Origin of the sequence: Pseudoselenomonas ruminantium (genome assembly GCF_900113715.1) — a bacterium.
Lineage (GTDB): Bacteria > Bacillota > Negativicutes > Selenomonadales > Selenomonadaceae > Selenomonas_A > Selenomonas_A caprae.
Map to the genome: position 1 here is coordinate 59,600 of NZ_FOQK01000014.1, position 21,426 is coordinate 81,025.

12 protein-coding genes are annotated in these 21,426 nt (G+C 54.5%); 11 read left to right on the top strand and 1 reads right to left on the bottom strand.

Features of this window, described 5'->3' with window-relative positions:
• Positions 1–17 precede the first annotated feature (17 nt).
• The 4 genes from rplJ (at position 18) to rpoC (ending at position 9,041) form a co-directional block, all read left to right on the top strand.
• Positions 18–557, top strand: a complete 540-nt coding sequence (gene rplJ, locus BM181_RS08845; protein ID WP_075431100.1) for a 50S ribosomal protein L10 — start codon at positions 18–20, stop codon at positions 555–557.
• A 63-nt stretch (positions 558–620) separates the two neighbouring features.
• Positions 621–989, top strand: coding sequence for a 50S ribosomal protein L7/L12 (gene rplL, locus BM181_RS08850; protein ID WP_075431098.1), 369 nt, complete (start codon positions 621–623; stop codon positions 987–989).
• A gap of 297 nt (positions 990–1,286) precedes the next feature.
• The gene (gene rpoB / locus BM181_RS08855; protein WP_075444026.1) at positions 1,287–5,021 is read left to right on the top strand and encodes a DNA-directed RNA polymerase subunit beta; all 3,735 of its coding nucleotides are present in this window, start codon (positions 1,287–1,289) and stop codon (positions 5,019–5,021) included.
• Between the two features lie 18 nt (positions 5,022–5,039).
• Complete coding sequence (gene rpoC / locus BM181_RS08860; protein WP_075444029.1) at positions 5,040–9,041, top strand: DNA-directed RNA polymerase subunit beta'; 4,002 nt, start codon at positions 5,040–5,042, stop codon at positions 9,039–9,041.
• Between the two features lie 55 nt (positions 9,042–9,096).
• On the opposite strand, the gene BM181_RS08865 is transcribed toward rpoC, so the two are convergent.
• Positions 9,097–9,948, bottom strand: coding sequence for an AraC family transcriptional regulator (locus BM181_RS08865; protein WP_075444032.1), 852 nt, complete (start codon positions 9,946–9,948; stop codon positions 9,097–9,099).
• A 169-nt stretch (positions 9,949–10,117) separates the two neighbouring features.
• On the opposite strand from BM181_RS08865, the gene BM181_RS08870 reads away from it, so the two are divergent.
• The 7 genes from BM181_RS08870 to BM181_RS08900 all read left to right on the top strand — a co-directional run bounded on the left by BM181_RS08870 (position 10,118) and on the right by BM181_RS08900 (position 21,128).
• The gene (locus BM181_RS08870; RefSeq protein WP_075444044.1) at positions 10,118–10,441 is read left to right on the top strand and encodes a hypothetical protein; all 324 of its coding nucleotides are present in this window, start codon (positions 10,118–10,120) and stop codon (positions 10,439–10,441) included.
• Positions 10,442–10,613: 172 nt separating this feature from the next.
• Positions 10,614–12,137 carry a flotillin family protein gene (locus BM181_RS08875; RefSeq protein WP_075444047.1) on the top strand — a complete coding sequence of 508 codons (1,524 nt, stop codon included), beginning with the start codon at positions 10,614–10,616 and terminating at the stop codon, positions 12,135–12,137.
• A 203-nt stretch (positions 12,138–12,340) separates the two neighbouring features.
• Entirely contained in the window at positions 12,341–12,535 is a 195-nt protein-coding gene (locus BM181_RS08880; RefSeq protein WP_075444050.1) for a hypothetical protein, read from the top strand.
• A 197-nt stretch (positions 12,536–12,732) separates the two neighbouring features.
• On the top strand, positions 12,733–14,697 hold the full coding sequence (gene htpG / locus BM181_RS08885; RefSeq protein ID WP_075444053.1) for a molecular chaperone HtpG: 1,965 nt from the start codon (positions 12,733–12,735) through the stop codon (positions 14,695–14,697).
• 105 nt (positions 14,698–14,802) lie between these two features.
• On the top strand, positions 14,803–15,549 hold the full coding sequence (locus tag BM181_RS08890; protein ID WP_256211334.1) for a nitroreductase: 747 nt from the start codon (positions 14,803–14,805) through the stop codon (positions 15,547–15,549).
• Positions 15,550–15,678: 129 nt separating this feature from the next.
• On the top strand, positions 15,679–18,834 hold the full coding sequence (locus tag BM181_RS08895) for a beta-galactosidase, LacZ type (protein WP_075444056.1): 3,156 nt from the start codon (positions 15,679–15,681) through the stop codon (positions 18,832–18,834).
• A 44-nt stretch (positions 18,835–18,878) separates the two neighbouring features.
• Entirely contained in the window at positions 18,879–21,128 is a 2,250-nt protein-coding gene (locus BM181_RS08900; protein WP_075444059.1) for an alpha-galactosidase, read from the top strand.
• Positions 21,129–21,426: the final 298 nt, after the last annotated feature.

The window sequence follows — 21,426 nt, forward strand, 5'->3', positions numbered from 1 at the left end:
CAGGAGGTGAAATTAAAGTGGCAAACTTAACGAAAAAACAGGCTATCGTCGCTGAGCTCAAAGACCAGCTGACGAATGCTAAAGGTGTAGTTCTGACGAGCTACAAAGGTCTGACGGTTGCTCAGGACACGGAACTCCGCCGCGAGCTCCGCGCTGCTGGCGTAACGTATCATGTTGTCAAGAACACGATGCTCCGTCTGGCTGCTAAAGAAGCTGGTATCGAGGGCTTTGATGAGCATCTCGAGGGCACGACGGCTTTCGCATTCTCCACGGAGGATGCTATTGCTCCGGCAAAAGTCATCTGCGGCTTCATCAAGAAGAACAAACTGGACGAGAACGAGGTTCTGACGATCAAAGTTGGTACGGTCGAGGGCAAAGTCATCGACGCCAAAGAGGTCAAAGCTCTGGCTTCGCTGCCGTCCCGCGAGGAACTCATTGCCAAGATGCTGGGCAGCATGAACGCCCCGATTTCCAACACGGTCAACGTGCTGCAGGGTGTTATCCGCAATGCTGTTTATGTGCTTGACGCTGTTCGCGCTCAGAAGGAATCCGCATAATCTGCGTTTCCCTCTTATATAATTAATGAAGAAATAAAGAAAGATTTTTGGAGGTATATTCAAATGACTAAAGAAGAAATCATGGAAGCCATTGAGAACATGACTGTCCTCGAGCTGTCTGAGCTCGTAAAAGCTATGGAAGAGAAATTCGGCGTTAGCGCTGCTGCTCCGGTTGCAGTTGCTGCTGCTGGTGGCGCTGCTGCTGGTGCTGCTGAAGAGAAAGACGAGTTCACGGTTGTTCTCGCTTCCGCTGGCGACAAGAAAATCAACGTTATCAAAGCTGTCCGTGAAGCTACGGGTCTCGGCCTGAAAGAGGCTAAGGCTCTCGTTGATGGCGCTCCGGCTAACGTTAAAGAGAACGTTGCTAAGGCTGAGGCTGAGTCCCTCAAGGCTGCCCTCGAAGAGGCTGGCGCTACGGTTGAGCTGAAGTAATTTCAGTCTTTGACTTTTCAAGGACCATCCCTATGGGATGGTCCTTTTTCTTATGCAAAAAAATCTGATAGTCCAGCAGAAATGCTTGACATGATAAGGAAAGGGTGCTAAACTAAGAAACTACAGGAAAATGAATAGGGATAACTATGCGCAAGCGGAAAGGAACTGGAAGCAAGGTGTAAAATGATCTCATACCTTGTTTTTTTTCTTGTTCCAGTATTCCGCTCTTGTTTGTGTGGTCTGATCCCTGCATTTCAAAGATCATTCTAGTATAAATCAGGCTAAGGGGTGAAGGATTTGTTATTTAATCCTGTGCCGGTGGGCAAGAGAACCAGGTATAGCTATGCCAGAATCAAGGAAGTCATGGAAATGCCGCATCTGCTGGATATCCAGCGGAACAGCTACAAGTGGTTCCTCGATGAGGGTTTGCAGGAAATTTTCAACGACATTTCGCCGATCAAGGACTTCTCCGAGAATCTCGTGCTGTCCTTTGAGAGTTTTTCGCTTGGCGAGCCGAAATACGGCCTTGACGAGTGCAAAGAGCGCGATGTAACCTATGCGGCTCCTATCCGTGTAAATGTCCGTCTCATCAACCGTGAGACCGGTGAAATCAAGGAGCAGGAAGTCTTCATGGGCGATTTCCCACTCATGACGGATACGGGTACGTTCATCATCAATGGTGCTGAGCGTGTTATCGTCAGCCAGCTGGTTCGTTCGCCGGGCGCATATTATGGTGAGGAGATCGATCCGACTGGTAAGCATCTATATAATGCAACGGTCATTCCAAACCGTGGTGCCTGGATCGAGCTCGAGACGGATGCGAACGATGTTGTTTCGGTTCGCATTGACCGCACGCGTAAGATGCCGGTCACGTATTTCATCCGCGCCCTTGGCTTTGCTACCGACGAGGAGATCGTAGAGCTCTTCGGTGAAGATCCGCGCATCATGAATACCCTTGAGCGCGATGGTGAAGAAGTCAAATCCCAGGGCAAGGCTGTCATCGAGATCTATAAACGCCTCCGTCCGGGCGAGCCGGCCAATGAGGACAATGCTACGCAGCTCCTCAATTCGCTGTTCTTTGATCCGAAGCGTTATGATCTGGCTACGGTCGGCCGTTATAAACTCACGAAGAAGCTGGGCTGGAAGCGCCGTATCCTCGGCAAAGTCCTCGCCGAGCCGATCGTTGATAAAGAGACGGGCGAGATTGTCATTCCGCAGGGCGTAGTCGTCACGGAAGACATGATCGATGCTGTGGATGTTGAGCGCGAGCGGCAGATCTTCGGTGAGGGTGGCCTCATCACGCTGTACGCCCTGCAGAAGGACGGCAGCAAGGTCAAGATGCTTTGCAGCCCGACGCTTGATATCCATGACCGTACGATCACGAAAAATGATATCATTGCTTCGATCAATTACCTGCTGAACCTCATGGATGGTTTCGGCAACACGGATGATATCGACCATCTGGGCAACCGCCGCGTCCGTGCGGTAGGTGAGCTGCTGCAGAATCAGTTCCGCATCGGTCTTTCCCGTATGGAGCGTGTCGTCCGCGAGCGCATGACGATTCAGGACGTTGACGTCATCACGCCGCAGGCACTCATCAACATTCGTCCGGTTGTCGCTGCCATCAAAGAGTTCTTCGGTTCTTCGCAGCTGTCCCAGTTCATGGACCAGCACAACCCGCTGTCCGAGCTGACGCATAAACGCCGTCTGTCGGCACTGGGACCGGGCGGTCTGTCCCGTGAGCGCGCAGGCTTCGAGGTCCGCGACGTACACAACTCCCATTATGGCCGTATGTGTCCGGTAGAGTCTCCTGAGGGTCCGAATATCGGTCTTATCGGTTCGCTGGCTACCTATGCCCGTGTCAACCAGTTCGGCTTCATGGAGACGCCGTATCGCCGTGTCGACAAAGAGACGCATCAGGTCACGGATGAAGTCCGCTACCTGACGGCTGACGAAGAGGATGAGCTCGTCATCGCGCAGGCCAATGAGCCCCTCGATGAAAATGAGTGGTTCATCAATGAGCGTGTAACGGCTCGTTATAACGAAGAAACCGGTCTGCATAACCGCGATACCGTCGATTACATGGACGTTAGCCCGCGCCAGGTCTTCTCGATTGCAACGGCAATGATCCCGTTCCTCGAGAACGACGATGCGAACCGTGCCCTGATGGGTGCGAACATGCAGCGTCAGGCAGTTCCTCTGCTCCGCACCCAGGCACCGCTGGTCGGTACTGGCATGGAGTACAAAGCTGCCTGCGACTCTGGCGTCATGATCCTTGCCAAACATGCTGGTACGGTTGAGCGTGTAACGGCTGACTTCATCGATGTCCGCCGTGAAGATGGTCAGCTTGACCACTATAAACTGCAGAAATTCCTGCGTTCCAACCAGGGCACCTGCATCAACCAGGTTCCTATCGTATACAAAGGCGACAAGGTTGTCGAGAAGCAGCCGATTGCCGATGGCCCGGCTACGGACCATGGCGAGCTGGCTCTTGGCTACAACATCATCGTTGCCTACATGCCTTGGGAAGGTTACAACTACGAGGATGCTGTCCTCCTGTCGGAGAACCTCGTAAAACGCGACCTCTACACCTCGATCCATATCGAAGAGTATGAGTGCGATGCGCGCGACACGAAGCTTGGTCCTGAGGAAATCACCCGCGATATCCCGAACGTTGCGGAAGAGGCTCTCAAAGACCTCGACGAAGAGGGTATCATTTCCATCGGTGCTGACGTACGTCCTGGCGATATCCTCGTCGGTAAGGTCACGCCGAAAGGCGAGACGGAGCTTACGGCAGAGGAGCGCCTGCTGCGCGCTATCTTCGGTGAGAAGGCTCGTGAAGTCCGCGATACGTCCCTGCGTGTGCCGCATGGTGAGCAGGGTAAGATCGTTGACGTCAAGATCTTCAGCCGCGAGAACAACGATGAGCTGCCGCCAGGCGTCAACCGTCTTGTCCGCGTCTACATCGCACAGAAACGTAAGATCTCCATCGGCGATAAGATGGCAGGTCGTCACGGTAACAAGGGTGTCGTTTCCCGCATCATGCGTCAGGAAGACATGCCGTTCCTGCCGGATGGCACGCCGGTCGATCTCGTGCTGAATCCGCTGGGCGTTCCGTCGCGAATGAACATCGGTCAGGTGCTCGAGGTTCATCTCGGCATGGCTGTCAAAGTCCTCGGTCAGCAGATCAAGGACGGCGATCCGACGGTTGAGCAGCGTCTCCGCGATGCCGGCTACGACTTCGATAAATACGGCATGCCGAAACCGGATGTCGCTGGTATCCATATCGCAACGCCGGTCTTCGACGGTGCGAAAGATGACGATGTCTGGGGTACGGTCAAAGCTGCTGGCCTGCCGGCTGACGGCAAGACGGTCCTCTACGATGGCCGTACGGGTGAGCCGTTCGAGAACCGCGTAACGGTTGGCTGCACGTACTTCCTCAAGCTGCATCATCTCGTTGCCGATAAGATTCATGCGCGTTCGACCGGTCCGTACTCCCTCGTCACGCAGCAGCCGCTCGGTGGTAAAGCACAGTTCGGTGGCCAGCGTTTCGGTGAGATGGAGGTTTGGGCCCTCGAGGCATATGGTGCCGCTTACACGCTGCAGGAAATCCTGACGGTTAAATCCGATGATGTTGTCGGACGTGTCAAGGCTTATGAAGCCATCGTCAAGGGCGAAAACATTCCGGAACCGGGTGTACCGGAGTCCTTCAAGGTTCTCATCAAAGAGCTCCAGTCCATCGGTCTCGATATCAAGGTCCTCAATGAGGATGCCAAGGAAATCTCGCTCTTGGACGAAGATGATGATGAAGATATCAACAAGACGGCAAAAGATCTCGATCTTGACGTCGCCGGTGTTGATCCGAATAAAGAAGGCGCCGCTGCGGCGCAGACGGCTGGAGCAGACTCCTACGATGAAGGTGCTCCGTCTGATGATGAAAAGCCGGACGACATCATTGCCGACATCGGCAGCATGGGCTCGATTGAAGGCCCGGCCGTAGACAATGCAGATGAAGGTAATGATGAGGAATAAGAAGGGAGTGTCATCTCTTTGCTGGATGTAAATAATTTTGATTCGATGCGCATCGGTCTGGCCTCTCCGGATAAGATCCGCGAGTGGTCCTACGGTGAGGTCAAGAAGCCGGAGACCATCAACTATCGCACGCTGAAACCAGAGCGCGACGGTCTGTTCTGCGAGCGTATCTTTGGACCGACCCGTGACTGGGAATGCCATTGCGGTAAGTACAAGCGTATCCGCTATAAGGGCATTGTCTGCGACCGCTGCGGCGTTGAGGTCACGCGTGCCAAAGTGCGCCGTGAGCGCATGGGCCACATCGAGCTCGCTGCTCCGGTGTCCCATATCTGGTACTTCAAAGGTATCCCGAGCCGTATGGGCCTGATCCTCGATATCTCTCCGCGAGCTCTCGAGAAAGTCCTGTACTTCGCTTACTATATCGTCCTGGATCCGGGTGAGAATACGGATCTGGCCAAGAAGAGCCTGCTCTCCGAGAAAGAGTATCACGATGCTCTGGAGAAATATGGCAACACCTTCCGCGTCGGCATGGGTGCTGAGGCCATCAAAGAGCTCCTCGACGAGCTCGACCTCGAGACCATGAGCGAGTCGCTGCGCAAGGACGTCCGCACGACGTCCGGCCAGAAGAAGATCCGCGCCATCCGCCGTCTGGAAGTTGTTGAGGCTTTCCGCAAGTCTGGCAACAAGCCGTCTTGGATGATTCTCGACGTTGTTCCGGTCATTCCGCCAGAGCTGCGTCCGATGGTACAGCTCGATGGCGGCCGTTTCGCAACGTCTGACCTCAACGATCTGTATCGCCGTGTCATCAACCGTAACAACCGCCTCAAGCGTCTGTTGGATCTCGGTGCACCGGACATCATCGTCCGCAACGAGAAACGCATGCTGCAGGAGGCTGTCGATGCCCTGATCGATAACGGCCGTCGCGGCCGTCCGGTCACGGGCCCGGGCAACCGCCCGCTCAAATCCCTTTCGGATATGCTCAAGGGTAAACAGGGCCGCTTCCGTCAGAACCTCCTGGGTAAGCGTGTTGACTATTCGGGCCGTTCCGTTATCGTCGTCGGTCCGGAGCTCAAGCTCCACCAGTGCGGTCTGCCGAAGGAGATGGCTCTGGAGCTCTTCAAGCCGTTTGTCATGAAGAAACTCGTGGCTTCGGGTGCTGCGCATAACATCAAATCGGCTAAGCGCATGGTTGAGCGTGCACGTCCGGAAGTCTGGGATGTGCTCGAGGATGTCATCAAGGAGCATCCGGTTCTCCTGAACCGTGCCCCGACGCTGCATCGTCTCGGTATCCAGGCTTTCGAGCCGGTCCTCACCGAGGGCCGCGCGCTGAAGCTCCACCCGCTGGCTTGTACGGCATACAACGCTGACTTCGATGGTGACCAGATGGCTATCCATCTGCCGCTGTCCGCTGAGGCACAGACGGAGGCCCGCATCCTGATGCTGGCTGCCAACCACATCTTGGCGCCGAAAGATGGTAAACCAATCATCGTTCCGACGCAGGACATGGTTCTGGGTGCATACTACCTGACCATTGTCCGCCCGGGTGCCAAGGGCGAGGGTATGGCTGTCACGAGCATTGCCGAGGCACTGCTGGCTTACCAGCAGCATGACCTTGACCTGCAGGCACAGATCCACTGCCGCATCGAGGGCCATGGCCTTGTCAAGACGTCGCTGGGCCGCATGATCTTCAGCGAGATCCTGCCGCCGGAGCTCCGTTACTACTACAAAGAAAAAGATTCCGACCAGGAGTGCCTGGGTATCCTGATGAACAAGAAGGAGCTTGGCAAGCTGGTTGCGAACTGCTATAACCACTTTGGCGCTACGAAGACCGCTGAGGTCATCGATAACGTCAAGAACCTCGGTTACCACTATGCCTGCATCGCCGGCATGACGGTTGCTATCTCCGACGTTATCGTACCGCCGAAGAAGAAGACCATCATTGCCGACACGCAGAAGATCGTCAACAAGGTTGAGCGCCAGTTCGACCGCGGTCTCATCACCGAGGAAGAGCGTTACCACAAGGTCGTTGACCTCTGGTCGGTTGCTACCGACGATGTCGCTGATGCGATGATGGACAACATGGACACCTTCAACCCGATCTTCATGATGGCTGACTCCGGTGCCCGTGGTAACAAACAGCAGATGCGTCAGCTGGCTGGTATGCGCGGCCTTATGGCTGACCCGTCTGGTAAGATCATCGACTTGCCGATCACGGCAAACTTCCGTGAGGGTCTGTCGGTATCCGATTACTTCATCTCGTCCCATGGTGCCCGTAAAGGTCTTGCTGATACGGCTCTGCGTACGGCTGACTCGGGTTACCTTACCCGTCGTCTCGTCGACGTCGCACAGGATGTCATCGTCCGTGAGGAAGACTGCGATATCTCGACGCTCAACATGGTACAGGCGCGTGCGCGTCTCACCGAGTCCACGCTCGATGCGCTGGAGATCCTCAACGACAGCCTTATGGGCCGTCTGCTGGGTGCCGATGTCCTCGATCCAGAGACCAAAGAAGTCCTCTTTACGAAGGACACCATTCTCGGCGAGGAAGAACTTCAGATCATCGGCGAGAAGAGCGTACCGGAGATCATGGTCCGCGGTTCTTCGCTGGCTTCCGAGGCAGCTATCAGCAACGCGATGATTACCGAGGCAATTTCCCTCGGCGAACCGGATGCAGCTGCCCGTGCGAAGATCAAGGATTCCATGCTGCATGAGATGAATGGCAAGGAAGTTACTCGTGATGTTGTCGATGAGGATGGCAATGTTATCCTGGCAGCTGGCGAGCATCTTGACGAAGCTAAGATTCAGTCGATTCTCGACAGCAGCGCTAAGGAACTTCGTGTTCGCAACAATAACGTCCGCGGTATCGAAGTCGAGGCCATCAAAGAAGGCGACGGCATTATCGAGTCGTTGGCTGAGCGTATTGTCGGCCGTGTTCTCGCTGAGAACATCGACGATCCGCAGACGGGCGAGCGCATCGCTTCCATCAACGATACGGTGGATGAAGACCTGGCAAAACGCATCGAGAAAGTCCGTGACCGCGTATCGATCCGCAGCGTACTGACCTGTAAGTCGCAGTTCGGCGTCTGCATCAAGTGCTATGGCCGTGACCTTGCCAACCAGGCTGAGGTTGAGATCGGTGAGGCAGTCGGTATCATTGCCGCACAGTCCATCGGCGAGCCGGGCACGCAGCTCACTATGCGTACGTTCCACTCCGGTGGTGTCGCTGGTGACGATATTACCCAGGGTCTTCCGCGTGTCGAGGAGCTTTTCGAGGCTCGTAAGCCGAAACATCATGCAATCATTGCCGAGATCGAAGGCCGTGCAGAGGTCGAGGATTCCGGTAAGGGCATGCGTAAGGTCACGATCGTTCCGGACGAGGGCGAGGCGCGCGAGTATGCAATCCCGTATGGTGCCCGCATGGCAGCCAAGCAGGGTATGCACTTGAAGCCGGGTGACAAGCTCACGGAAGGTTCCATCAACCCGCACGATATCCTGCGCGTTTGCGGTTTGCAGGCTACGCAGCGCTATCTCGTATACGAGGTACAGAAAGTATACAAATCTCAGGGTGTTGAGATCAACGATAAGCATATCGAGGTAATGGTCCGCCAGATGCTTCACAAAGTGAAGATCGAGGAGTCCGGCAGCACGGACTTCCTGCCAGGCGAGTACATCGATATCAACTCCTTCGAGAGTGCCAATACGAAGGCCATCGAGGAAGGCGGCGAGCCGGCTGTTGCTAAGCCGATCCTTCTCGGTATCACGAAGGCATCGCTGGCTACGGATTCCTTCATGTCCGCAGCATCGTTCCAGGAGACGACTCGTGTCCTGACGGATGCTGCCATCAAGGGCAAGGTCGATCCGCTGATCGGTCTGAAGGAGAACGTCATCATCGGTAAACTCATCCCGGCTGGTACGGGCATGAGCCGTTATCGCAACCTCAAGATTGTCGATAACGATCCGAAACCGGCTCCGGAGGAAACGGCTGAGGAGACTGCCGCAGCTGAAGCCACCGAGGCATAAGCAATTGCTGCAATAGAAAAGAGGAAACCATCCAGTGGGATGGTTTCCTCTTTTTTTAGTGCGTATTGCGGTATTCGCGGGGGGAGCACTTGAACATTTCCTTGAAGGCGCGGGAGAAAGTCGAGTAGTCAGCAAAGCCGACCTCACTGGCAATCTGGGCAATCGGCAGGTCGCTGCGCAGCATGTCGCGGGCGAGCAGCAGCCGCTTGCTGCGGATGTATTGGTGGAGGGCATAGCCGGTATCAGCCTTGAACTTGCGCATCAAGTAGAACTTGCTGGTATAGGTGTGCGCTGCAAGGGCGTCGATGCTGAGCTCATCGGCCAGATGCTGATTGACATAGGCGAGCACTTCCTGGATCTTGGGATCATAAGTCGCGTTTTCCAGGCCGGCGAGTTCATGGCCTTCGAGCAAGCGGTTGATGAGGATCATGAACTCGATGAACAGCAATTCTGTGTACAGGCCGTTGGCAAAGCCCTCACCATGGGCTGCTTTTTCCAGCTTATCCATATGGAAGAGCAGATCGTGGCTGGTCCCAGGGGCTTGATGCATGACACTCGCGGTTTCGCGGGCCTGCAGGAAGCAGTGACCAAGATCGGTATGCTCTGGATCTTGACGCTGCCAGCGTTCGAGGAAGGCTGGCGAGACATAGATGACGATGCGCTCATAGTCAGCCGAGCCTGGCAGGAATACGGGCCGGTGGATCTCACCAGCCGAGACAAAGACGATGTCACGGGCCGTAAGGTGGTACGTTTTGCCTTCGATGACGTAGTCGACATTGCCGCTCAGAAACAGGATGATTTTATGGAAATCGTGGTAGTGGAAGGCTATGGGCTTCAGCGTGGGGTCCTTGAGGCGGAACACGCGGAAATCACTGGCGAGATAGCCTTTTTTCTCATAATCACTCACGGGAATGCTCCTTTCGTAGCTATAAGGTATAAAGCTAGTATAGTACAGTTTTTGCAATATTTAAAGCAGAAATTGTGATTTTATTGCAAATTAAACCTTGCTATAATAAAGACATCGAATTTGAGAAAACGCTCGTGAGAGCAGGACGTTAGAAAGGCCGGTGACAGAAATGATGTTGGTTCGCAGCTATCTGGTGGAGGATAAAGAAATCATGGTACTTGATGGGACGGCAGGCTACATGCCAGGCGAAGCGGCTATCCGTCTGCTCACCAGCCGTCAGGGCGTGGGAGCTGACCGCGTGCTCGTATTCACGGGAACCCAGGAGATTCCGTCCTTTACGGCCTTCACGAAAGACGGTGTACGTGAAGAGCTCACGGCTGCTGATTACCGCGTACTGTCTCATACCAAAGTGAATTTCGAGATTCGCCTGACCGACTGCTTTGTCGGCCGCATGCGCGAGGCTGATGCAGTGGACGAAACTGCTGCCTGCTGAAATCTACGGATAGATAGGCTTCCTCTCAGCTGAGGAGGTCTATTTTTTTGCTCATTTTACCGATATTAAAGAACTTCCAAGGCTCCTTTAAATGAATTTAAAGAATAAAGGCACAAAATAATACCTGTATTTATGCGTATGTCATGGTTGTTCTTTTATTGGGAGGGTATTTATGTTTTCCATGATTGTGCTGGCAATACCAGTAATTATTCTATTCGTCATTATCTTTGCAGCGATTACGATGATGTATGTGAAGGCGTCGCCGAATCGGGCCATCATCTTGTCGGGCCTGCGCAGGGAGCCGCGCTTCCTCATCGGACAGGGCGGTATCAAGATCCCGGCTTTGGAGCGTGCTGACTATCTGTATTTGGGGCAGATTTCTGTCGATATCAAGACGGGGCAGTCAGTGCCGACGAATGATTTCATCAACGTGCGTGTCGATGCCGTGGCCAAGGTGGCCGTGGCCAAAGATATCGAGGGGCGCAAGATTGCGGCGCTGAACTTCCTCAACATGAACCCTGAGGAAATCGCTGTGAGTCTGCAGGATTCCCTTGAAGGTAACATGCGTGAAATCATTGGTACGCTGGATCTCAAGGACATCAACACCGACAGGGATTCTTTCTCGGATCAGGTGGTCAGCAAGGCTTCGAAGGATATGCGTAACCTCGGTATCGACATCATCTCGTGCAATATCCAGAATGTCACCGATGATAACGGCTTGATCGTTGACCTTGGTGCTGACAATACGGCCAAGATCAAGAAGGATGCAGCGATTTCCCGTGCCCAGGCAGAGCGCGATGTGGCAATCGCACAGGCAGCGGCATCGAAGGAATCCAATGATGCCAAGGTCAAGGCCGAGCTCGAGATTGCTCAGCGTCAGACTGACCTGGCCATCCGCAAGGCCGAGCTGCAGAAACAGTCGGACATCAAGCGTGCTGAGGCTGATGCTGCCTATGAGATCCAGAACCAGGAGCAGCAGAAATCCATCCAGACGGCCACGGTCAATGCGGAGATCGCCAAGACCGAGCGCGAGCAGGAACTCAAACAGAAACAGGTTGCTGTCCGTGAGCAGGAACTGGCGGCAGAAATCCAGAAAAAGGCCGATGCCGATAAATATGCCATCGAGGTGAAGGCACAGGCAGAACTGGCCAAGCAGCAGCGCGATGCAGAGGCACGTCTCTACATCCAGCAGAAAGAGGCCGAGGCACAGAAAGCACAGGCTGAGGCCAAGAAGTATGCGATGGAGCAGGAGGCTGCTGGTATCAAGGCCAAGGGCGAGGCAGAAGCAGCAGCTATCCGGGCCAAAGGTGAGGCAGAAGCTGCAGCTATGGACAAGAAGGCCGAGGCCATGAAGAAATACGGCAAGGCCGCTATGGCACAGATGGCCATCGAGATCCTGCCGCAGGTAGCCGCCGAGATTGCTAAGCCGCTCACGGCCATCGACAAGATCTCGATCATCGGCGGCGGTGAAGACGGCGCATCCGTCGGACCTATCGCGGGCAATGTACCGCTGGTATTGGCCAAGACGTTCCAGTCGGTTAAGGAAAGCACGGGGGTAGATCTCGCCGACATTATGCGCAGTGAGTCGTACGATGCGAAAGTCACGCGCAATGTCAACGTGACAGGGGACACGACGCCGGAGGAAACGGCGAAGATGGTAGCTGTGGCGAAGGCGCTTGATGAGAAAAATAAATAATATACCTACCCTCGCTCTCTGTTACGTTTGGATAATGCTGATTATTTCCGGTGATAGGTCACGAATTACCCCGTGAACCCCGAGCTACGTATTATCGGGATCCTATTTCACATGAACTGGCAATTTGCCAGCACCTTGCATTTTTTTTACAGAGTCATGATATAATATGGATGACATAGCATCGGGAACAGGAGGGACGGACGATGACTTATGAGGAATTGTACCAGGCGGCGCAGGCGCAGGGATTTGCTGGTTCGTATGAGGAGTTTCGCGTGGCCTATGATAACTATCAGCGGCTGAATCCCGCGACGGAGGCACAGATCCGCGGGCTGGTGGCTGATAATACGCTGGTTCATGTCATGAACCAGTCGCTGAAGCTTGTGTATAAAAAACTTTGATTTTGCACTTCAGGCAGTAAATCACGGGCGGCTTGACCGGTCAATTGACTTGTCAAGCCGCTTGTTTTATAGTGTGGATAGGAAATTTGACTTTTTGTTTTTTATGTCGTATACTAATGCTTGTACGTTAGCACTCCGCGAAGTAGAGTGCTAAAAAAACGATTTCAATCTTTTCAGATAAAGGAAGGCAGATAGAAATGGCAAAAGAAACCCATGAATTCCAAGCGGAGACCAAGCAGCTCCTTGACCTCATGATCCACTCGATTTACACGAATCATGAGATTTTCCTGCGTGAGCTCATTTCCAATGCATCGGACGCGATTGACAAGGTTCACTTTGAGAGCCTGACGAACCGCGATATCCTTGAGGGCGATGACAGCTTTGAGATTTTCCTTGAGCCGGATGCTGAGGCGCATACGCTGACGATCTCCGATAATGGTATCGGCATGAGCCGCGAGGAAGTCATCGAGAACATCGGCACGATCGCCAAATCGGGCACGAAGGCCTTCATGGAGCAGCTCAAGAAAGCCAAAGAGGCCAGCGAGAGCGGCGAAAACAGCACGGATAAGGAGCTCATCGGCCAGTTCGGTGTCGGCTTCTACTCGGCTTTCATGGTGGCTGACAAGGTCACCATCGTGACGCGCAAGGCTGGCGAGAAGCAGGCAACGCGTTGGGAATCCACGGGTGATGGCTCCTATAGCATCGAGGAATGCGAGAAGGAGAAACGCGGCACGAGCATCACGATTTCGTTGGGCAAGGACTTCTTCGGCGATGCTTCGGAGGAGAACTATACGGATACCTACAAGCTGGAGAGCCTGGTCAAGAAGTATTCCGACTATGTCCGCTATCCGGTCAAGATGAACTTCACCTTCGAGGAGACGCCGAAGGATGAGGATGGCAAGCCCATCGAGGGGGCCGACAAGGTGAAACGCGTCGAGCTGCGCACGCTGAATTCCATGCAGCCGCTCTGGACGAAGAACAAGAGCGATATCAAGGACGAAGAGTACGAGGAATTCTTCAAGAATCAGTTCCATGAGTGGGAAAAACCGATGGAGGTCTTCCACACCCATGCAGAAGGTTCTGTGGAGTATACGGCTCTCCTGGCAATCCCGGCCAAAGCACCGTTCAACCTCTATCATACGGATTATGAGCCGGGTGTCCAGCTCTATTCCCGTCACGTATTCATCATGGACAAGTGCAAGGATATGCTGCCGGATTACCTGCGCTTTATGAAGGGCCTCGTCGACTCGCCAGATCTGTCGCTCAATATCAGCCGTGAGCTGCTGCAGCAGAGCCGTGAGCTCAAGACCATCGGCAAGGCACTCGAGAAGAACATCCTCAAGGCGCTGGCGCGCAAGATGAAGAATAAGCGCGAGGATTATGAGAAGTTCTGGAATGAGTTTGGCAAATCGCTGAAAATCGGCGTTTATAATAGCATGTATGCCGGCAGCGATACGATTGACAAACTCAAGGACTTGCTGCTCTTCATGAGCTCGAAGGAAGGCAAGCTCGTATCGCTCAAGGAATATATCGAGCGCATGCCGGAGAGCCAGAAGAAAATATACTATGCGACGGCCAAGGACAAAGAGACCATCGAGCAGCTGCCGCAGATGGAGACGCTGCGCGACAAAGGTCTCGAGGTTCTGTATCTCCTCGACCCGGTCGACGAGTTCTGCATCGAGACGCTGCGTGAGTATGAGGGCAAGCAGTTCCATTCCATCAGCCGTGGTGACCTTGACCTCGATGATGCCGAAAGCCAGGAGGTCAAGAAGGAGACTGAGGACATCCAGAAGAAGAACGATGATCTCATGAAGGACATCAAAGAGGCACTGGGGGATAAGGTAGCTGACGTCAAGGTTTCGGCCCGTCTCAAATCGAGCGCTGTCTGCCTCGTCGCTGATGAGGCTGGCCCGTCGCTTTCGATGGAGCAGACCTTCGCTGAGATGAACAATCCGTTGTTCAAGGCGCAGCGTATCCTTGAGATCAATCCGCATCATGACCTCTTTGCCCGCCTGCAGTCGCTGCATGGCGCTGGCAAGGACAGCCAGGATTTCAAGGACTATTGCGACCTTCTCTACACGCAGGCCCTGCTTATCGAAGGTATCCTGCCGGAGAATCCGGTCGACTTTGCCAATAAGGTCGCCAAACTCATGGCCAAATAAGCAATATTTTACGAAAAATAAGAACCTGCTCCGGCTCCGGGGCAGGTTTTTGTTTCCTGTTGGCGAATAAGATAATATAGAATGAAATGAAATGGAGGGCATAGAATGGAGAATCAGCCGAATGCAGAATGGTTTGAACATGTAATTAGCAAACTCGAAGACGTTGATGATGTGCTTTTGATGGAAGGCCATCAAAAGTCACACAAAAAAGTCAGTGATGCACTCGAACTCTTGAATTGGGCCGAAGAGAATCTCACGCGGGGCACGCTGCCATGCATTGCTACGCGTCATAGCACGCGCAAGTTCAAGCAGGAGCCCATCGAGGAGGAAAAACTCCGGCAGGTCATCGAGGCTGGCCGTCAGGCACCGAGCGGCAAGAACAAGCAGCAGAATCACTTCCTCGTCGTGCGCGATAAAGCTGTCCTCGAGCGTCTTGTAGAGCTCGTGCAGCAGGAATTTGCCAAGATGGAGATCACCGACGAGAACAGCGAGGACATTGGCGGCGCAATCCGCTTGGCCAAGAAGGGGAACTACGTGTTCAAATACAATGCGCCCTGTCTGATCATCGTCGCTAACAAGCGCAATTATGGCAATCGCTATGCTGACACAGCTTGTGCCATCGAGAACATGATGCTCGCGGCCAATGCCCTTGATCTCGGCTCCTGCTGGATCAACCAGCTGCGCTGGCTCAAGGATAATCCAGTCATCATGGAGTACCTCTATGAGCTGGGCCTGCATGAGGAGGAAGCCGTATTCGGCTCGCTGTCCCTCGGCTATGCCGACAGCGAAGACGGCCTGCCGAATCGCCGCATGGTTCCCATCAAGGGCAATGAAGTCACTTATATTGGCTGAAACATAAGAAAAGCGAAAAACAAGGGCGTTTTGCCCTTGTTTTTTCTTGTTTATTTCGATATAATATTGACAGGAAGTAAAGAAAACGTTTACTGAAAATCGCTTTTCCAGCGCGAGGAGGATGCTGATATGGCTGATCAGAAATTTACCGTAGAGAGACTGGCAGATCCGACATTTTTCCAGGAGAACCGGCTGCCGGCTCATAGTGACCATGCGTTTTATGCCGACGTGGCGGAGATGGCACGAGGGGAATCGTCCTTTTGCCGCACGTTGAACGGGCTATGGCATTTCCACTTCGCGAAGAATCTCGCACTCAGGCCGCAGGGCTTTGAGGCCGTGGACTTTGACTGCCGCAGCTGGGATACCATCCGCGTGCCGGCGCATCTCCAGCTGGAGGGCTATGGCCGTCCGCAGTATACGAACCAGACGTATCCATGGGATGGCCACGAGGCCGTGACGCCGGGGCAGGTGCCGCAGCGGGAGAATCCCGTCGGCTCGTATGTCAAGTATTTCGTGCTGCCTGCGGGCTGGGAAAATGCGTTTATTTCGTTTAAGGGAGCGGAGTCGGCATTGGCCGTTTGGCTGAACGGCCATTATGTCGGCTATAGCGAGGATTCGTTTACGCCTGCCGATTTTGACCTTACGCCGTACTTGGTGGCAGGCGAGAATAAACTGGCCGTGCAGGTTTATCGTTTCAGTTCAGGCAGCTGGCTGGAGGATCAGGATTTCTGGCGCTTCAGCGGTTTGTTCCGCGATGTCGTGCTCTATACGAAACCTGTGGTTCATGCGGAGGATATCTGGCTTAAAGCTGTGCCGCAGCATGGATATCAGGATGGTTGCTTGAGCCTTGATTTCAAATGGCGTACGGCAGAAAAGAAAACGATTACGGTAGAGGTGCTGGCGCCGACTGGCCAAAAGGTGCTTACCAAGCGTCAGGAGTTGACCGGTCAGACCAGCCATTTTGAGGCGGAGATCGATAATGTAGCGCTTTGGAGTGCGGAGCATCCGCATCTCTATCCGCTGGTGGTCTCTGTTTATGATGCGGAGGAGGTGCTGCAGGAAGTCATCCCGCTGCAGGCAGGCTTCCGTGAGTTCAAGCTGGAAGATACGCTGATGAAGATCAACGGGCAGCGCATCGTCTTCAAGGGCGTCAATCGCCATGAGTTCGATTGTTATAGTGGCCGTGCGATGGATCCGGCCTCGTTTGAGCAGGATATCATCACGATGAAGCGCAACAACATCAATGCACTGCGCTGCTCGCATTATCCGAACTCGAGCTATATCTATGAGCTTTGTGACCGCTATGGGCTCTATGTCATCGACGAGACGAATCTTGAGACCCATGGTACCTGGCAGAAGAATGGCGTGCTGGCCCGCGATGAGAATACACTGCCTGATGATCATGACGAGTGGCAGGCCGTCATCCTTGACCGCGCCAAGTCCATGCTGGAGCGGGACAAGAACCATCCATCGATCATCATCTGGTCGTGCGGCAATGAGTCCTGCGGTGGCAAGGATATCTATGCGATGAGCGAGTACTTCCGCAAGACTGACCCGAGCCGTCTCGTCCATTATGAGAGCATCTTCTGGGATCGCCGCTATAACGATACGAGTGATATGGAAAGCCAGATGTATCCGAAGGCCGCCGATATCAAGGCCTTTCTGCAGGAGCATCGCGACAAGCCGTTCCTTTGCTGTGAGTATACGCATTCGATGGGCAACAGCAATGGCGGCATGCATAAGTACACGGAGCTGACGGAGACGGAGCCTCTCTACCAGGGCGGTTTTATTTGGGACTTTGTCGATCAGGCGCTCTGGCATAAGGATCGTTATGGTCACGATGCCCTCGGCTATGGCGGCGATTTCGGTGACCGCTCCACCGATTACAATTTCAGCGGCGACGGCATCTTGTTTGCCGACCGCCGGCCGACGACGAAGCTGCAGGATGTGAAGTTCAACTATCAGGACTTCACGCTGGCAGTAGATGCGGAAAAGGTAGTCATCAGCAACAAGAGCCTGTTTACGGATTTGGCGGAATACGACCTGCAGCTGACGCTGGCGCTCGATGGCCGCGTGCTCTGGCAGAAGACGCTGCCGGCACCTGCCGCAGCACCAGGTCAGAGTGCGACGGTAAGTCTGGCGGAACTGCCGCTCACCGATACTGGCGAGGAGTGTGTCACGGCATCGCTCCAGTTGCGTGAGGATAAGCCCTGGGCAGCACGCGGTCATGAGGTTGCCTTTGGACAGGGCATCTGGACGGTAGATGAAGTCGAGCTGCCAGCGGCAGCTGAGGCTGTGGAGTGCACGGATTTCGGTACGGAAGAGCGCTCTCTCCATTATCAGCCGCAGGAGAGTCTGCACACCTATACGGATAAGCCGCTGCATATCGTACAGGGGGACATCAATCTTGGCGTGCAGGGCGAAGGCTTTGAGATCCTGTTCTCCAGTGCGCAGGGAGCATTGGTTTCCTACAAGCATAATGGTGTGGAACTCATCGAGGAGATGCCGCGGCCGAGTTTCTGGCGGGCACCAGTCGATAATGACTATGGCAGCCGCCGCGATTTCGCGGTGGCCCAGTGGAAGCTTGCCAGCCTCTATCGCCGCTGCGTCAAGAAGGAAATGCGGCAGGAAGGCGGTGAGTGGACGGAATACAACTGGTTCGGCCAGCTGGGCATCAAGGAGTATGAAGCCCGCAAGATTTCCGTGCGGTTCACCTATGAGCTGGCAACGCAGCCAGCAGCCAGCTGCCGTATCACCTATACCGTCTGCAAGGATGGCTCGCTGAAGACGGAGCTTGACTATGAGAAGGTCGAGGGCCTGCCGGAAATCCCCGATTTTGCGATGGTCTTTACGCTGCCAGCTGACTATGACCGCATCCGGTTCTATGGCTATGGCCCGCTCGATAACTATGCGGACCGCCAGCAGGGGGCAAAGCTTGGCATCTATGAGACGAAGGTCAAGGAGGAGGTCGAGCCGTATCTGCTGCCGCAGGAGTGTGGAAACCATGGCGGCATCCGCTGGTTTGAGGTGACGGATAACCGCGGCCGCGGCGTCCGCATCAGTGGCGATACGCCCTTTGCGGCTTCGGCATTGCCTTATAGCGCCCATGAGCTGGAGAATGCCCGCCATGGCTATGACCTGCCAGCAGTGCATCACACGTTCCTGCGGGCTTCGCTGGGGCAGTGCGGTGTCGGCGGCGATGATACCTGGGGCGCACCAGTCCTTGACGAGTATACCGTCAAGAATGACAGCAAGCATTTTGGATTCTATTTCAAGGGAATCTGATAAACAAGAAAAATGGCAACGAGGATGAACAGGAGGCATACACCATGATCACTTTCGATGAATCCACCGGCATATTCCATCTGCGCAATGACAAGGTCAGCTATGTACTGCAGCTGGTCCGCGGCAAGTATCTGCTGCACCGCTATTGGGGCAAGGCAATCCGCGAATTCCGCGACAGCCGTCCGTTCCAGGCAATCGATCGGGCTTTTTCGCCGCAGCCGGCTGCTTATGAGAACGAGCGCACATTTTCGCTCGATGTCCTGCCGCGGGAGTATCCCGACTATGGGCATGGTGACTATCGCCTGCCCGCCTATGTGATGCGCCAGGCAGATGGCACGACGGTCACGGAGTTCTGGTATGAAAGCCATGAGATCAAGGCTGGCAAACCTGGCCTGGCAGGACTTCCCGCTGCTTATGCCAAGGATGATGAGGCCGAGACGCTGACCATCCGCCTGCGCGATACGAAAGGGTCGCTGGCCATCGAGCTGCAGTATACGATTTTCGCGGAGGAAGCGGTCATTGCCCGCAACGCCCGTTTCCTCAATACAGGGGAGCTGGCCGTAGACCTCTTGCAGGCTGCGAGCTTCGCCATGGATTTTGCCGACCATGAGTTTGAGCGGCTGAATCTTTGGGGCGGCCACGCGGCTGAGCGCAGTGTTGAACGCGTGCCGTTGATGCGCGGCCAGCAGGAGCATGGGAGCCGCCGCGGGGCAAGCTCCCATCAGCAGTCGCCATTCCTCGCGCTCGTGCGTCCGGGGACGACGGAGACGGCAGGCGATGTCTATGGCTTCAGCCTGGTATGGAGTGGCGAGTTCTCATTCAAGACAGAGGTCGAGCAGTTCGGCACGACACGTGTCATTGGCGGCATCAATGACTTCGGTTTTGATTGGCAGCTGCAGCCGGAAGAGGAATTCCAGACGCCGGAGGCATTGCTCGTCTATAGTCCGGACGGCTTGAATGGCATGAGCCAGGCGTTCCATCATATCGTGCGGGAGCACATCGTGCGTGGCAAGTATCAGCATGCCCTGCGGCCCATCCTTGTCAATAACTGGGAGGCAACGTATTTCGACTTTGATGAAGAAAAGATCAATAAGCTGGCCGACTGTGCAGCTGACCTGGGCTTGGAGCTGTTAGTGCTCGATGATGGTTGGTTCGGCAAGCGCAACGATGACAACTCCTCGCTCGGCGACTGGGTGGTCAATACGCAGAAACTCAAGCAGGGATTGAAGGGCGTAGCCGAGTCGGCGCATAGCCGCGGCTTGAAATTCGGCCTATGGTTTGAGCCGGAGATGATTTCGGCGGATTCAGACCTTTATCGTGCCCATCCGGAGTGGGTATTGCAGGTGCCTGACTATCCGTCAAGCTATGGCCGTCATCAGCTGGTGCTCGACCTCACGCGTCAGGAGGTACAGGATTATATCGTCGAGGCGGTGGGCAGCGTCCTGCGGTCGGCACCCATCGATTATGTCAAATGGGACTTCAACCGCCATCTGACTGAGGCTTTCTCGCTGGCATTGCCAGACGAGCGGCAGGGGGAGACCAAGACGCGCTTCGTGCTCGGCCTCTATGCAATACTTGAGCGGATCACGCAGGCTTTCCCTGAGATTTTGTTTGAAAGCTGCTCGGGGGGCGGCGGCCGTTTCGACGCCGGCATGCTCTACTACATGCCGCAGACCTGGACTAGCGATAACACCGATGCCGTCTGCCGCCTGTCTATCCAGAGTGGCACGAGCATGGTCTTCCCGCCCGTGGCAATGGGGGCGCATGTCTCGGTGGTGCCGAACCATCAGGTCGGAAGGGTCACGAGCTTGCAGATGCGGGCCATCTGCGCCATGGCTGGAGACTTCGGCTACGAGCTTGACATCACACGCATGACGGATGCAGAAAAAGCCCAGGTGCGTGAGCATGTTGCGCTCTATAAAAAGCTGCGTCCGACGCTGCAATTCGGTTCGTTCTACCGTCTGCTCACGCCGTTTGCAGGCAAAGGCAACGAGACGGCTTGGCAGTTTGTCAGCCAAGATGGGAAACAGGTCGTGCTCATGTACTTCAAGACCTTGGCAGAACCAGCATCGCCAATCCGCACGCTGAAGCTGACGGGCTTGGACAAAGATGCCTGCTATAAAGTGACGCAGTATCTGCCCGCCCAGCGCACGTCGATGGACTTTGGCGGCGAGACGGCTACCAGCCTGGTCGGACAGAGCTTCTACGGGGATGAGCTGATGTACAGCGGCATGGCAGTGGAGAAAATCGATACGGACTTCGCTGCATACCTGTGGGGCTTTGAGCAGCAATAAAAATTGCAGTTTGTAAATTACCGTGTTTTTATTCGAGGAAAGCCGCGCCGCCGGGCAGGGGAGTACCAACGCTTCACTTAGATGCTTTGCTAAAAATATTTTTTGCCTTTAACTAAGCATTGAAAAAGTTCCCAAACGCGCTACGCTTGAACGGTGTGAATTTTTCAACGGAATGTGAAGGCAAAAAATATTTTCTTCACGCAAACCATCAATGTTACGCTTATGGTACTCCCCTGCCCGGCGGCTTCGTTTCAGCAATAGCCCGAATGAATCTTCAACCTGCTAATACGTTAGTGCG